Here is a 14,558-nt window from a genome sequence, read left to right on the forward strand (position 1 = left end):
CTATGCGCCGTTCTTACTGGGAGCACTTTGACTTCATCCTGCTGGGGCTGGTTGCCACGCTGGTGATCTTTGGCGTAGCCGTCATCCGCTCGGCTATTGCAGGCAACGTGGTGCTCGCCGGGCTGGTCAAGCGGCAGATCATCTTTGCCGTCATCGGCTTCGGCGTGCTCTTTGCCACCGCTGCCATTGATTACCATTACTGGGCCACGTTCGGCAAGTACCTGTACGTCGCCACAGCCTTGCTGCTGGCTGCGCTGGGCATCATCGGCAAAGCCGCGTTTGGCTCCGCCCGCTGGATCGACATCGGCATCTTCTTCATCCAGCCTTCGGAAATCGCAAAAATTGTGGTGATTTTGGTGCTGGCATCGTTTTTCGAGCGGCACCGCCACCAGTTGCACGAATTCCGCTGGGTTGCCATCAGCGGCCTGTTGACCGCGGCCATCGTGGTGCCTATTTTGCTGCAGCCCGACCTGAGCACCTCGATCACCATTCTGGTCATCTGGTTCGGGATGTTATGGGCTGCCGGACTGACGTGGAAGCACCTTGCCCTTTTCGCGGCCGCAGGGGCGGTTTCCCCCTTCCTGGCTTGGCCCTTTTTGGCCAATTACCAGAAAGCCCGCATCATCAACTTCCTCTTTCCCGACCCCAACGCCCGCCACGGTGCAATTTACAACGTCCAGCAGGCGCTCATCAGCCTGGGTTCTGGCGGGCTTTTCGGACAAGGCTACGGCCACGGCAGCCAGGTGCAACTGCGCTTCCTCAAAGTGCGCCACACCGACTTCATCTTCTCGGTGATTGGCGAGGAATTTGGCTTTGTCGGCACGGTTTTCGTCATCGTGATGCTGGCGCTGGTGCTGTGGCGCATTTTCCGCATTGCCCGCACCGCCCACGACACCTTCGGTGCCCTGATTGCCTACGGCATCGGCATCATGCTGTTCTTCCACATGGCGGTCAACATCGCGATGAACATCAACCTGATTCCGGTCACCGGCCTGCCGTTGCCCTTCATTACCTACGGCGGGAGTTCCCTGCTTTCCGCCCTGTTGGGCATCGGCCTGGTGGAAAGCGTGGCCATGCGCCGCGAACCGCTTTCCTTCTAACCGACTACCCGACGACGCGACTACCCAACTCTCCTCCCAAAGGTGTTTCTATGACCGCTTCCCAACCCGCCCGTGTTCGCTTTGCGCCCTCGCCCACCGGCTTCCTGCACCTCGGCGGGGCGCGCACCGCCCTGTACGACTTCCTGCTTGCCCGCCAGACCGGCGGCCAGTTTATCCTGCGCATCGAAGATACCGACCGCAAGCGCTACGTGCCCGGCGCAGAAGAGGAATTGATGCACAGCCTGCGCTGGCTGGGGCTGGAATGGGACGAAGGCCCCGACAAAGGCGGCCCTTACGGCCCTTACCGCCAATCGGAGCGCAAGGAAATTTACCAGAAATACGCCCAACAGCTGGTAGACAGCGGCCACGCCTATTACTGCTTCTGCACGCCGCAGCGGCTGGCGCAGATGCGCAAGGAACAGCAGGCCCGGGGCGAGCCGCCTCACTACGACGGCACGTGCCGCCACATTCCCCCTGAAGAAGCCCGCCGTCGGGTGGAAGCCGGTGAGCCGCACGTCATCCGCTTCAAAATGCCCAGGGAAGGCAGTATTACCGTCCACGACCTGCTGCGCGGCGACATCACCGTGGAAAATCGCACCCTGGACGACTACATCCTCGTCAAATCCGACGGCTGGGCGCTCTATCACCTCGCCGCGATGGTGGACGACCACCTGATGGGCATTACCCACGTCATTCGCGGCTCCGAATGGCTGCCCACCTTCCCCCTGCACGCACACATCTACCGCGCCTTCGGCTGGGAAGAGCCGATCTGGGTGCACCTGTCGGTCTTCCTCAAACCCAGCGGCAAGGGCAAAATGAGCAAGCGCGATGCGGAAGTCTTCCGCAAGGGGCACAAATCCATCTTCATCAAAGACCTGGAGGAACTTGGCTACCTGCCCGAAGCGGTCAACAACTGGATTGCCCTCATGGGCTGGAGTTACGACGACCACACTGAGTTCTTCACCATGCAAGATCTGATTGAGAAATTTGACCTGGAGCGCCTGAAACCTTCTCCGGCCGCCGTCAATTTCTCCAAACTGGACCATTTCAACGGCCTGCACATCCGCGCCCTGCCGGAAGCCGACCTGGCCCGCCGTTTGGTGCCTTATTTCCATGCTGCAGGCTACGCCGAAGTCACAGCCGATGACCTGCGTCCCATCGTGCCGCTCATCCAGACCCGCATTACCACGATGGACGAAGCGCCGAAAATTGCAGGCTTTTTCTTCCGCGATGATGTGGAGCCGGTGCCCGAGGAACTGATTGCGAAGAAACTGGACGCCGCGCAATCGCTGGAAGTCGCCCGCCGTGCCCGGGAGGTGCTCGCCGCGGTGCCTGCAGAAGCCTTCACCCCCGAAAACACCGAGCCGCCCATGCGCGCCCTGGTTGAGGAACTCGGCTTGAAGGCCGGGCAGGTGTTTGGCGTGGTGCGCGTCGCGGTCACCGGCCAGCGCGTCAGCCCACCGCTGTTCGAGACGCTGGAAATCGTGGGCAAGGCCAAGACGATCGAGCGCATGGACAAGGCGATCAAGATGCTGGAAGCGTTGGCGCAAAAGGATCAAGAATGAAGAATTAGGAATTAGGGATGAGGTGCGGGAATGCCGAAGCGGCTGCGTGAACTTTACTACATCGCCCACCAGGACAACTTGCCTTCCATTTTTGCAAAAGGCATTTTGTCTCATGCCGGGGTGGAACGGGAAGGCGTGGAGTTCACGCGCGTTTACGATGAAGGCATTGTGGCCTGGCGCAAAAGCAAGAGCACGCCCGCCGGCCGCTCCCTGTGGGAATACGCGAACCTTTACTTTCAGCCGCGCAACCCGATGCTCTACCGCCTGGTGATGGAGGGGCGGCTGGGCGATTTGGCGATTTTGAGCGTGGACAAAAGCGTGTTAGAGCAAGAAGGCGTGTTCATTACCGATGGCAACGCGGCGCGCAACGAAACGCGTATCTTGCCCCGTCGCGAATGGGCAAAATACAGCGAAGAAATCCTGCGGGCGGCGGCGCTCACGTGGTGGAGCGACACCGACGGCTCCAAGCGCAAAATCATGGCCGAGGTGTTAGTGCCCGATACGGTGCCGCCGGAATTCATCAAAGCGGTTTACGTACCCGATAACGATGCCCGCCAGCGGGTGGCATCGCTTTTGCAGAACACGAGCCGCAAGCAAGTGCCCATCATTCCGGAGCCGCAGATGTTCTTCCAGCCGCAGCGTGTCATCCGGCTCACCGCCACCCTGCGGCTGGTGGAAGGCGATATGTTCTTTTCTACGCTGCAAACGCTCACCATTAGCGTCAATACGGTGGGCGTGATGGGCAAAGGGCTGGCTTCGCGGGCCAAATACCAGTTTCCCGATGCTTATGTCCGTTACCAGGATGCCTGCAAGCGCGGCTGGCTTCGCCCCGGCAAGCCCTACCTCTACAAACGCGAAGCCTCGCTTGACCTTGCCCTGGCCGACGAACCGGCCATGCTCACCAACGCTAACCGGCAAACGTGGTTCCTCTTTTTCCCCACCAAACGGCACTGGCGCGAACGCTCTCGGCTGGACGACATTGAAAAAGGCCTGCAATGGATTGAGCAGAACTACCGCAGCGAGGGCATCAAATCGTTAGCCATGCCAGCTCTGGGCTGCGGGCTGGGCGGGTTGGATTGGGCCGTGGTCGGGCCGCTGATGGTGCGCTACCTGAGCCGCCTTGACATGCCTGTAGATATTCACCTTCCGTTAGAAGGCAAAGTGCCGGATGAGCAACTAAAGCGCGAATTTTTGCTGAGAGACGCCGCATGAACGAAAAGCCTGCTTGGAAAGCCGCCGCTGAAGAAGAAATCCGCCTGGGGCTGGAAGAACGGGCGCGCGGCATGGAAGGCCGTGCCCGCGTGCGTGCCCGTCGCGCCGCCGGCCACATCCTCGGCGAATACTTCCGCCGCACCGGCATTCCCGACCCCGGCCCCAACGCCTACGAGCGCCTCAAAGTGCTGCTGGCTCAACCCGATGCCCCCGCCGAAGCCCGCCGCGCCGCTCACTTCCTCACCATGAAAGTCAACCTCGACCTGCAACTCCCCCCCGGCGTTGACCTCTTTACCGAAACCCAGCGCCTCTGTCAGAGCCTGCTGGGTGAATCGCTCGATCTGCTTCCGCAGGTGCCATCATGATTCGGAAATTCTTCCAGGGCGTGCTCTTCATGCTGTTGGTGCTTGTGCTGGCCGCCGTCGGTTACGGCGTGTGGGTTTACCGGCAAACCGGCACCGTGCCCTTCACCCTGCCGGGCCAACCCACGCCAGGGGCTACCCCCACTCCGACCAATACCCCCACCCCTACACCCACGCCCATCATGCGGCCGGTGGTCGTGCTCACCCGCAGCCTGCCCGCGGGCGCGCTGCTCACCGCCGACGACCTCACCGCCACCCAAATGCCCAGCAAAAGCGTCCCCGACGACGCAGCGGCCACCGTCTCCCAGGTCGTCGGCCAGCTGCTGCGCGAACCGCTGGCCATCGGCCAACCCGTGCGCCTCAGTCAACTCGCGCCCCGCGGCAAACCCATTGGCCGCGGCTCTGAACTGGCGCAAATGCTCCACCCCGGCGAAGTCGCCATTGCCTACCCCATCACCCGCCTCGACAGCGTCGCCTATGCCCCTCGCCCCGGCGACCGCGTTGACATCGTGGTCACCTTCCTCTTTACCGACCTGGACGTCGGCTTCCAGTCGCGCCTTTCCAACCATGTCTTAATCCTCAGCAAAGACCTGGAAACCGGCGCTTACGCCTTCGTGCCTGCCGGCCAACTGGGGCAACCCTCAGAAGACAACTTCCTGGGCGTGCCAATCTACGTGGTGCCAGGCGAAAACCAACGCCCTCGCATGGTGGCGCAACTGACTGTACGCGGCGCGCGCGTGCTCTACTTCGCCCGCGAAACGGCTTCCCTCACCCCCCAGCCCACCACCACACCTCAACCCACCGGCCTGGTCGTGCTGGCCCTAAACCCCCAAGACGCAGTGGTGCTCAACTTCTTCATGGCGCGCCAGGCAGCGACGACCTTCGTGCTGCGCAGCGCGCTGGAAACCACAGCCACACCCGAGCCCACAACCATCCCTGTCACGCTGGACTACATCCAAAAACACTACGGCATCCCCTTGCCTCCCAAACAGCCTTACCAGGCCAACCCTTCGCCCCAAAACACCCCAACCCCACAACCATGAGCACCTTTCCCATGCCCAACCACCCGCCCGTTTGGGTAGATTCCCCCGATGCGCTGACTGCCCTCGCTGCCGAACTGCGCCGCCACCCCCACATCGGTGTAGATACCGAAGCCAACAGCCTGCACGCCTATCGCGAGCAGGTTTGCCTTTTACAGTTTTCGACCCCAGAAGCCGACTACCTCGTAGACCCCCTCGCTTTGGACGACCTTTCCCCGCTTGCGCCGGTGTTTGCCAGCCCCGACGTGGAAAAAATCTTCCATGCGGCAGAATACGACATCCTCGGCCTGCACCGCGACTTCGGCTTCACCTTCACCAACCTGTTCGACACCATGGTCAGCGCCCGCATTTTGGGCTACGAAAAGGTTGGCCTTGGGGCCCTGTTGGAAAAATTTTTCGGCACCAGGTTAGAAAAACGGTTTCAGAAAGCCGACTGGGGGCAACGCCCGCTTTCCCCCCAAATGCTGGACTACGCCCGGCTGGACACACACTTCCTGCTGCCGCTGCGCGACCTGCTCTATGAGCAACTGGAAGCCAAAGGGCTGCTGCCGCTCGCGCAGGAAGATTTTGCCCGCCTGACCCACCCCATCGCTGCCAATGGACGCCCCCCGCTGTGGCAGCGCGGCGGCCATCACCTCACCCCCCAGCAAACTGCCGTGCTGGAAGCCCTGTGGCGTTACCGCGAAGCCGAAGCCGAGCGTCGCGACGTCCCACCTTTCAAAATCCTGGATGACAGAACCCTCATCGCCCTGGCCCAGCGCCTGCCGCGCAACCAGGGCGAATTGCGGCAGGTGCCCGGCATGCGCGGCGCGCGCATCCGTCAGCACGGCGAAGGCGTGCTGGCCGCCATCCGCCGCGGCTTGCAAGCCAAACCCCGCCCCCGTGAACGGCACACCCGCCCTTCCGACGAGGCCCTCGCCCGGCTGGAATCGCTGCGCCGGTGGCGGCAGAACACCGCCAAAAGCCTGGGCGTGCCTTCCGATGTCGTGCTGCCCAAGCCCCATTTACAAGCCATCGCTGCAGCCAACCCCAGCACCTTAGAGGAACTGCGCCCCCTGATGGCGGACATTCCCTGGCGCTTCGAACACTTCGGCCAGGCCATTCTGGACGCGCTGAAAGCATAATGGCGAAACCCCACACCGTCTACGTCTGCCAAAACTGCGGCAAGCGGGCGCCCAAACCCATGGGGCGCTGCCCGCAGTGCGGCGCATGGAATTCCTTTGTCGAAGAAGTGATCGCGCCCAGCGGGGGCAGCAAAGGCCGCCGCCGGACAACAACCCGCGGCCAGCCGCGCCGACTACACGAAATCGAGGGCAACCTCGGCGAGCGGCTTCCCCTGCCTATCGGCGAATTTGCCCGCGTGCTCGGCGGCGGCATTGTGCCCGGCTCGGTAGTGCTGGTCGGCGGCGACCCGGGCATCGGCAAATCTACCCTCATGCTGCAAACTGCCCTGGAAATGGCCGCCGTCGGGCGGGTGCTCTATGTTTCGGGCGAAGAGTCGGAGCGGCAAATCAAGATACGCGCCCAGCGCCTCTGGCGCACTGCCGACGGTAGCGAGCGCCCCTTCCCCGAAAACCTCTATCTCGTTACCGAAACCGACCTGGAAGCCATCCTCGCCCATGTGGAAACCGTCCAGCCCCGCCTGCTGGTGGTGGATTCCATTCAAACGGTGTACCTGCCCGACCTGCAGTCGTCCGCGGGGTCGGTTTCCCAGGTGCGGGAATGCGCCAGCCGCCTGCGGGAACTTGCCAAAAGCAGCGGGCTGAGCGTGTTCCTGGTAGGGCATGTCACCAAAGAGGGCGTGATTGCCGGGCCGCGAGTGCTGGAACACATCGTGGATACCGTGCTCTACCTGGAAGGCGACCGCTTCCAGGCTTACCGCCTGCTGCGCTCGGTGAAAAACCGCTTCGGCACCACCAGCGAGGTGGGCGTGTTCGAAATGCACGAGCGCGGCCTGGTGGAAGTGAGTAACCCTTCGGAAGCCTTCCTCGCCGAGCGACTGGTGAACGCCCCCGGTTCGGCCATTGCCGTGACGATGGAAGGCACCCGCCCGCTGCTGGTGGAAATCCAGGGGCTGACCAACCCTACCGCCTTTGGCAACCCGCGCCGCACCGCCAACGGCGTGGACTTCAACCGCCTGCTGCTGGTGGCCGCGGTGCTCACCCGCCGCGCGGGCGTGCGCCTGAGCGACCAGGATGTCTTCGTGAACGTGGTCGGCGGCCTGCGCGTGGGCGAGCCCGCCGCCGACCTCGCGGTGGCTGCGGCACTGGCTTCCTCAGCCAAAGACCGCCCGGTGCGCGCCGACGCGGTGCTCATCGGCGAAGTAGGGCTTTCGGGCGAACTGCGCAGCGTCAGCCAGTTGGAAGCCCGTCTGCGGGAAGCCGCCAACCTGGGCTTCAAGGTCGCCATCGTACCCAAACAGGTCGGTCGGCGGCTCAAAGCGCCCCGCGACCTGGAAATTACCCCCGCTCGCAGCCTGAAGCAGGCTTTACAAGCCGCGCTGGCCTGACCCCTGCCCCAAGAGGTAAGCCCAATGCCCACAACCACCCCCTGCCCCCTCTGCGGTCATGACGAGAGCCGCCCCTTCGACACCCGCGCCTTTCGCGGCTACACCATCCACAACCGCATCTGTACCCGCTGTGGGCTGGTTTATCAATCGCCACGTATGAGCGCCGAGGAACTGGAAGCGTTTTACACCGCCGAATACCGGCGGCTCTATCAAGGCAACGAAGGGCCTTCCCCGAAAGACCTGCAAGTCCAGGCTCAGCGCGCCCAGGCCTTGCTGGCCTTTACCCAGGCCACCGTGCCCAGCGTCCAGCGTCACCTGGATATCGGATGTTCGGCAGGCTTCCTGCTCAAAGCCTTTCAAAAGCACTACGGCTGCGAAGTGCGCGGCATCGAACCGGGCAATGCCTACCGCCAATACACCCAACCTCGCGGCCTGATGGTTTACCCCACCCTCGAAGCCCTGCTGGCTGCTGAAGAGTCTCCCTTCGACCTGGTGAGCATGTCTCACGTTTTGGAACACCTGCCCGACCCCGTCGGCTACCTCACGGTGCTCCGCGAAAAACTGCTCACCCCCAACGGCTGGCTGCTGATCGAAGTGCCCAACCTGTATTGCCACGACAGTTTTGAAGTCGCCCACCTCACCAACTTCAGCGCCCACACCCTGCGGCAAACCCTGCGCCAGGCAGGTTATGAAATCGTCACGCTGCGCCAGCACGGGCAGCCGCGTTCGGCCCTGTTGCCGCTCTACCTCACGGTGCTGGCGCGCCCAACCCAGATGCCCAAGCCGCCAATTCGGCCTGAGCATTTCGTAGCAGCCAAACGCAAAACCGGCATATTCTGCCGCCGCGTGGTTCAAAAATTGTGGCCTCACAAAGCCTGGCTTCCTCTGCCCGAAGGATAAAACAGCCCTCAAAAGCAGGATGTTTTGGCAGAATTCACGCAGTTATAAAAAACGCTATCATTGCCATGTCATGGCATGGCGAGCCGCCTCGCAGTGAGATGAGGTGGAAAATCGCGCATCCCCCTGTTTTTAAGCCTTCTATCAGAAAAAACCTGTATACTTGAAGCACGTTTCCCCATTCCCCCAAAATCAAGAGGAGGTTATCCCATGAAACTGCAGGAAGCCATCCAAACGGCCGATTGGAAGAAAGAAAAGCACGCGCCAGTCATCGAATGTCCCGACGAAGTCAAGGCCAATGAGCCGTTCCAGATTACCGTCAGTGTGGGCAAAGACATCCCCCACCCCAACACCACCGAGCACTTCATCGCCTGGATTGACGTCTTCTTCCAGCCCGAAGGCAGCAAGTTTGCCCATCACGTCGGCCGCTTCGACTTCCGCGCCCACGGCGAATCGGCCAAAGGCCCCAACAAAGGGCCCGTGTACGCCCACCCCACCGTCACCTTCTCGATGCAGGTGGGTGAACCAGGCACCCTGATGGCGCTTTCCCACTGCAACATCCACGGCCTGTGGGGCTCGGAGAAGGAAATTAAAGTCGCGTAGCAACCGCAGATGACGCAGATTTCATAGAAGCAATCTGCGCCAATCTGTGGAAACTGAGGTTCCCCTCCAGCCCTTCCCTGCCCGGCGGTGGGGAAGGGCTTTCTCACGCCCGCTGCCATGCCCCCTGAACCCACTTTCTGGCTCGGCCCCACGCCGGTTTACGGCGATACCGTGCTCGCCCCGATGGATGGCTATTCCGACCTGCCGTTTCGGTCGGTGTGCCGCGAGTTGGGCTCGGCCATCAGTTACACGGAATTCATCCACGCGCCCGATGTCCTCCAGCGGCCAGAGCACATCCGCCCGCGCTGGCAGTACCTGCCGTGGGAGCAGCCGGTCGTTTTCCAGATCTACGGCAGCACCCCCCAAACCTTGCTGGAAGCCGCCCTGCGGCTGCAGGAGTACGGCCCCGCGGCCATTGACATCAACATGGGCTGCCCCGATGGGCACATCGTGCGCCGTGGCGCCGGGGCAGGCCTGCTGGGCACCCCCATCAAAGTCGCCCGCATCATCCGCCTGCTGGCGCGCCACTTGCAAGTGCCCATCACGGCCAAAATTCGGCTGGGGCTGGACGAAAACTGCCGCAATTACCGCCTGATTGCCCGCGTTGTGGAAGAAAACGGGGGCGCGTTGCTGGCGGTTCACGGACGCACCCGCGTGCAGCGCTACAAAGGCCAAGCCGATTGGGATGCTATCGCCGAGGTGGTGCAACTCCTGCGCATTCCGGTGTTGGGCAACGGCGATGTGCGCACACCCGCCGATATCAAGCGCATGAAAGCCCACACCGGGGCGGCAGGCGTAATGATCGGGCGGGCAGCCATCAACAACCCCTGGATCTTCGCCCGTCGCCGCCGGGAAGACGTTTCCCCCAGCGAAGTATGGGATGTGCTGCAGCGGCATCTGCACCGCAGCCTCGATTTCTACGGCCCTGAACGGGGGGTCATCCTGTTCCGCAAATACGCGGCGCGTTACCTGGCCCCCTGGCTAACCGACCGCGCTCAAAGGCGCGCGCTGCTCACCGCCCCCACCGCCGAGGCCTTCCTGCACCTCGCCCGGCAGATCATCGCAAGCCCCCCGCCCCCCTAAAACCTACCGCGAGGTGGTCATTTTGAGAATCTTCCCTTCAGGCGTGACCACCACCCGCACCCGCCGGATGATTTTATGCCCATCGGCGGTCTCGGCCTCGGTGCGGTAAATCAAGCGCACCAATGCCTCACCTTCCCGGCGCACGGTTGGCTTGATGCCGCGCACTTCGGGGAACTTGCGGGCAACCTTCCGGGTCACCGCCTGAAGGGTTTCGGGGGAAAGCAAAGGCATCGCATTACCCTACCGTCGTAGAGCGCAACCGGCGGCGCAGGAAAGCCGGCACATCCAGGTCGGCGGCGGGAACAGCCGCTGCCGAAGGCGTCGTTGCCGTCGGCGGCGGCACGGCCACCCGCTCAGCCTGTTTTCCAACCCGCGTCGAAGCAGCCAGCGGCACCCCACCGACGCCGGTCACCAGCAGGGTCAGTTGCACCCGGCCGGTAAAGTTCGGGTCGGTGCTGAAACCCCAAACCACATCGGCCTCTTCGGGCAAGCGGGCATGCAAGGCTTCCATGCCTCCCACCACTTCCCACAACGAAAGGTCGTCACCACCCACGAAATTCGCCAGCACACCGGTGGCTGTGGCAAGGGAAATGTGACCCAAGAGGGGATTGCTGAGGGCGGCGTGAATGGCTTCCTCAACGCGCTTTTCGCCTTTGCCGGTGCCCATCGAAATCAACGCCCCGCCACCGGAAGCCATCAACCGCTTGATGTCGTTGAAATCGCGATTGATGACGCCAGTTTGGGTGATGATGTCGGTAATGCCCTGAATGGCGCGGCGCAGCACCTCATCGGCCAGGCGAAAAGCGGCTTCCAACGAGAGGTTGCGGGGAGCCACTTTGAGCAAGCGGTCATTCGGCACCACCACCAGGGTATCGGTGTGTTCGCGCAGGCTGCGCAGCCCGGCTGCAGCGTTTTTGGCGCGGCGGGTGCCTTCGAAAGCAAAGGGGGTCGTGACCACAGAAATCGTCACCGCGCCCTGGGCTTTGGCAACCTCGGCAGCGACGGCGATCGCGCCGGTGCCCGTGCCGCCGCCCATCCCCGCGGTCAGGAAGACCATATCGGCGCCAGCCAGCACTTCGCGAAGCGCCTCACGGCTTTCTTCGGCGGCCTTGCGCCCAATTTCAGGCCGACCGCCTGCACCGTTGCCGCGAGTGGTGTGCGGCCCTAACAACAGTTTGACCGGCGCCGGGTTGGTGCGCAGCACCTGGGCGTCGGTGTTCGCTGCGATGAATTCCACACCCTGCACACCAAACTCCACCATCCGAGCCACGGTGTTGGAGCCACCGCCACCCAAACCGATCACCTTGACCACCGTACTCACGATGCCACCTCCGTAGGAGAATTCACAGGAACCCATTCCAGGGTCGCGCCAGAAGCCTGCAAGGCCGTGCGCACTTCTGTGGGAAAGTCGTCAGGGCTGCCCAGCAAGGTAATCTGTTGCGCGCGCAAGGCTTCCTCGACGGAAAAGCCCACGGTCGCCTCGCCGCGTTGCAGCCAGGGCAAAGCGGCGCTGAGGTAATGCGGCGGCACCCCCCGGGCAAAGGAGGGGAGCAAAATGTAACGCTGCGTCGCGACAGCCGCGTGCTTGGACGAGCGCTCAGGCCGCGAGGGGTGCGGCACCAGGGCTTCCAACGCCGCCACCGCGCCACGGGGCTTGCCGGAAGGCTCCAGCCAGGCCGCCGAGGCTTCAGGGGATTCCGGCGGGGCCGTCAGCACCCAAAAAGCGCCGCCCAGCACATGGGCAGGCAGGTCGTTTTCCCAGAAAAGGCGCGCAATAGCCGTGTTCGTGCTTTCCACCGCCTCATCAGGTTCGCGGCCATAGCGGCTACCCATCCCCATCAGGAAAATCGAGGGCACCCGCCCCAGCGCGGCGCGCGCTTCTACCGCGTACCAGTCGAAAATGCGGAAGCCGCGGTGGTCTTCGCTGTCAGGGGGGGTAAAGTAGGGCTGAGCAGCCGGCCACACCTCCGGGCCGCCGCGGCCCCATTCAAGGGGCTTGCCTTCAGCCCAGGCATAAGCGCACAGCCCCAACCGCTCGGCCACCAGCGGGTTGCGCCGCCGCAGGCCCTGCAATGCAGCCCGCAAGAAGGCCAGATCCCAGTAATCGCCGCCGGGGGCCAGCGGCGGGAAGAAGGGCTGCAGGCCTTCAGCGTCGGCGGCCGCAGCCAGGGGGGTAAAAGCATCCAGAAAGCGCGCCGGCAGGTCAGGTTGCCCCCAGGCGTTCCCCCACACTTCTTGCAGGTTGGGACGGTCAAAGAAGGCCACCTGGCGCACCCCCCAGCGGGCATACGACCGCAGCAGCACCTGCACCTCTGCAGGCGGGGTTTCCAGCGGCAAAACAAAGTGGACAAAAGGCGTGATGCCGTGCGCCAGCAACCCTTTGAGGAAGTCTTCCGGCACGGCACGCGTCGCCGTGCTGCGCACCACCAGCCAACCAACCCCCATGCGTTGCAACAGCGGCACTACCCCATCCAAATCGGCCTGGCGGTAGCGGTCGGCTGTGGTGCTGTAATAAAGCCCAAAACGGCGAGGTTTTTGTTCGGTCATGGTCTGCTCCCAAAAGCGAATGGCCTGTGAGAGCAGGTGCAAGAGTCGTGCCGAAGGGTGGCAAAACCGCCCGCCGTGTGTGGCTTGTGTTCCAGGGTCTCAGGCGCTCATGTCGTCAGCACCATCCATTTCCCCCAAACGGCGCAGGTGGTTCAGGAACACCGGTGCGTTCAAACGGCGTTCCAGCACGTGGACAAGGTAACCATGCAGCAGGGTTTCCATCTCACGATGCACAACAGGGGCAGGATGCGCCCGGGCGGCTTCCCGAAAACTGCTGCGCTGACAGTGGCGCAGGTAACGCAGCGCGTCCACACTCACTGCGGTCAGCCCGCCGCCAGCAGCGCCACAGTGCGGGCACACCACGCCACCTTCCCGCGGGGCGAAAAACTGCGGCTCCGGGCGCAGGGCCTTACCGCAGCGCACACAATGCTGCAGTTCCGGGCGAAAGCCCACCAGGTCGAGCAGGTGCAGTTCGTAATAGCGCACAACCAGGTCGGCGTCGGGGAAAGTTTCCAAACGGCGCAAGGTTTCCACGAGCAGGCGATACAAGCCCGGATGGTCTTCGTTTTCGTAGGTGAATTTGTCGGCCAGTTCGGCGACGTGCAAGGCATAGGTCATGCGAAGCAAATGGCGGCGCAAACGCGGGAACGTTTCGAGGGCTTCGGCCTGGGTCACAATGGCAAGATCGCGCCCTTCGGCCAGGAAAAGCCGCACCGGCGTCAGCGGTTCGAGATGCCCGGCCTTGCGAGAACGGATACGCCGCACCCCTTTCGCCAGCGCGCGCAGTTTGCCCCGCCCGCGCGCGTAGAGCACCAGCAAGCGGTCGGCCTCGCCAAAATCGGTATGGCGCAACACCACGGCATCTACCGTGAACGTGCGCGGCCTACCCATCCACCGCCTCCCACACCTGATACAGCCCCAAGCGGCCGCCTTCGCCATCGGAGAGAAAAGTCTCCCGCACTCGGAAGCCGGTGGCAGCCGCCAGGGCTTCCAGTTCGGGCTGCGAAAAGTGGTGCACGTAACGCAACCCCCGCCCGCCGTGCCGCCAATCCAGCAAATAATCGCCGGGCTCGACGTCTTCGGGGTGCAGGCCCACGCTTTCCCACGGCTGAATGCGGGCGCGCAGGCGGGCGCTGTTGAGAAACTGCCAGTGGGAATGCACAAACAGCCCGCCAGGGGCAAGCAGCCCCCGAACAGCCGCCACGATGCGGCGGCGCAACGCCTCCCCCGGCAGATGGTGCAGCACCGCGAAAGCCATCACAAAATCGAAAGGCGCAGGCAGCCCCTCATCCCACGTCGGCTCGGCGATGTCACGCCGCAAAATGCGGAAATCCGTTTCAGGGGGTGGGTCAGCGGCCGCGGCGCGGGCGTGTTCCAGCAAATCGGGGCTGAAATCCAGCCCCACGTATCGCCCCCGAAAGCCCTGTGCGCGCAGACCGCGCAGCACGTTGCCATGCCCGCAGCCCACATCCAGCACCGGCGCGCCCGGCGGGACGCGCTCCAAAAGGCGCGCCACGCCGGGCTGCAAGCGCCCGCGCTTCTCGGCAAACGCGGCGCCAAAGCGGGCGTAGAAGTCGCGGTTGAGGGCCAACAGCGTTTGGGAAACCGCAGGAGCCAGCATCAAAAATCAAACACCCGGC

Annotated in this window: 15 protein-coding genes; 10 read left to right on the forward strand and 5 right to left on the reverse strand. The window is 63.2% G+C overall.

Going from position 1 to position 14,558, the window contains the following annotated elements:
- Window positions 1–2: 2 nt before the first annotated feature.
- The 10 genes from ENJ54_05805 to ENJ54_05850 all read left to right on the forward strand — a co-directional run bounded on the left by ENJ54_05805 (window position 3) and on the right by ENJ54_05850 (window position 10,371).
- The gene (locus ENJ54_05805) at window positions 3–1,100 is read left to right on the forward strand and encodes a rod shape-determining protein RodA (GenBank protein ID HFC09350.1); all 1,098 of its coding nucleotides are present in this window, start codon (window positions 3–5) and stop codon (window positions 1,098–1,100) included.
- Between the two features lie 50 nt (window positions 1,101–1,150).
- A complete protein-coding gene (locus ENJ54_05810; GenBank protein HFC09351.1) occupies window positions 1,151–2,665 on the forward strand; it encodes a glutamate--tRNA ligase in 1,515 nt (504 codons plus the stop codon).
- Between the two features lie 30 nt (window positions 2,666–2,695).
- Window positions 2,696–3,877, forward strand: a complete 1,182-nt coding sequence (locus ENJ54_05815) for a DUF4433 domain-containing protein (protein ID HFC09352.1) — start codon at window positions 2,696–2,698, stop codon at window positions 3,875–3,877.
- Window positions 3,874–4,242, forward strand: a complete 369-nt coding sequence (locus ENJ54_05820; protein ID HFC09353.1) for a hypothetical protein — start codon at window positions 3,874–3,876, stop codon at window positions 4,240–4,242. The genes ENJ54_05815 and ENJ54_05820 overlap by 4 nt, the downstream gene beginning before the upstream one ends.
- The gene (cpaB, locus tag ENJ54_05825) at window positions 4,239–5,282 is read left to right on the forward strand and encodes a Flp pilus assembly protein CpaB (GenBank protein ID HFC09354.1); all 1,044 of its coding nucleotides are present in this window, start codon (window positions 4,239–4,241) and stop codon (window positions 5,280–5,282) included. Before ENJ54_05820 ends, cpaB begins: the two co-directional genes overlap by 4 nt.
- Window positions 5,279–6,403 carry a ribonuclease D gene (locus tag ENJ54_05830; protein ID HFC09355.1) on the forward strand — a complete coding sequence of 375 codons (1,125 nt, stop codon included), beginning with the start codon at window positions 5,279–5,281 and terminating at the stop codon, window positions 6,401–6,403. The genes cpaB and ENJ54_05830 overlap by 4 nt, the downstream gene beginning before the upstream one ends.
- A complete protein-coding gene (gene radA, locus ENJ54_05835) occupies window positions 6,403–7,788 on the forward strand; it encodes a DNA repair protein RadA (protein HFC09356.1) in 1,386 nt (461 codons plus the stop codon). The genes ENJ54_05830 and radA overlap by 1 nt, the downstream gene beginning before the upstream one ends.
- Window positions 7,789–7,812: 24 nt before the next feature.
- The gene (locus ENJ54_05840; protein ID HFC09357.1) at window positions 7,813–8,688 is read left to right on the forward strand and encodes a class I SAM-dependent methyltransferase; all 876 of its coding nucleotides are present in this window, start codon (window positions 7,813–7,815) and stop codon (window positions 8,686–8,688) included.
- Window positions 8,689–8,895: 207 nt separating this feature from the next.
- The gene (locus tag ENJ54_05845; GenBank protein HFC09358.1) at window positions 8,896–9,288 is read left to right on the forward strand and encodes a Neelaredoxin; all 393 of its coding nucleotides are present in this window, start codon (window positions 8,896–8,898) and stop codon (window positions 9,286–9,288) included.
- 117 nt (window positions 9,289–9,405) lie between these two features.
- Window positions 9,406–10,371, forward strand: a complete 966-nt coding sequence (locus tag ENJ54_05850) for a tRNA-dihydrouridine synthase family protein (protein HFC09359.1) — start codon at window positions 9,406–9,408, stop codon at window positions 10,369–10,371.
- Between the two features lie 3 nt (window positions 10,372–10,374).
- Here the strand turns inward: ENJ54_05850 and ENJ54_05855 are convergent, their stop codons facing one another.
- The 5 genes from ENJ54_05855 to ENJ54_05875 all read right to left on the reverse strand — a co-directional run bounded on the left by ENJ54_05855 (window position 10,375) and on the right by ENJ54_05875 (window position 14,539).
- On the reverse strand, window positions 10,375–10,602 hold the full coding sequence (locus ENJ54_05855) for a hypothetical protein (GenBank protein ID HFC09360.1): 228 nt from the start codon (window positions 10,600–10,602) through the stop codon (window positions 10,375–10,377).
- A gap of 4 nt (window positions 10,603–10,606) precedes the next feature.
- Window positions 10,607–11,728: a cell division protein FtsZ gene (ftsZ, locus tag ENJ54_05860; protein ID HFC09361.1), complete on the reverse strand. Its 1,122-nt coding sequence runs from the start codon at window positions 11,726–11,728 to the stop codon at window positions 10,607–10,609.
- A complete protein-coding gene (locus tag ENJ54_05865; GenBank protein HFC09362.1) occupies window positions 11,689–12,918 on the reverse strand; it encodes a hypothetical protein in 1,230 nt (409 codons plus the stop codon). Before ENJ54_05865 ends, ftsZ begins: the two co-directional genes overlap by 40 nt.
- 99 nt (window positions 12,919–13,017) lie before the next feature.
- The gene (recO, locus tag ENJ54_05870; GenBank protein ID HFC09363.1) at window positions 13,018–13,857 is read right to left on the reverse strand and encodes a DNA repair protein RecO; all 840 of its coding nucleotides are present in this window, start codon (window positions 13,855–13,857) and stop codon (window positions 13,018–13,020) included.
- Entirely contained in the window at window positions 13,802–14,539 is a 738-nt protein-coding gene (locus ENJ54_05875) for a class I SAM-dependent methyltransferase (GenBank protein ID HFC09364.1), read from the reverse strand. Before ENJ54_05875 ends, recO begins: the two co-directional genes overlap by 56 nt.
- Window positions 14,540–14,558: the final 19 nt, after the last annotated feature.

The organism is Chloroflexota bacterium (assembly GCA_011322445.1).
Classification (GTDB): Bacteria; Chloroflexota; Anaerolineae; order Anaerolineales; family DRMV01; genus DRMV01.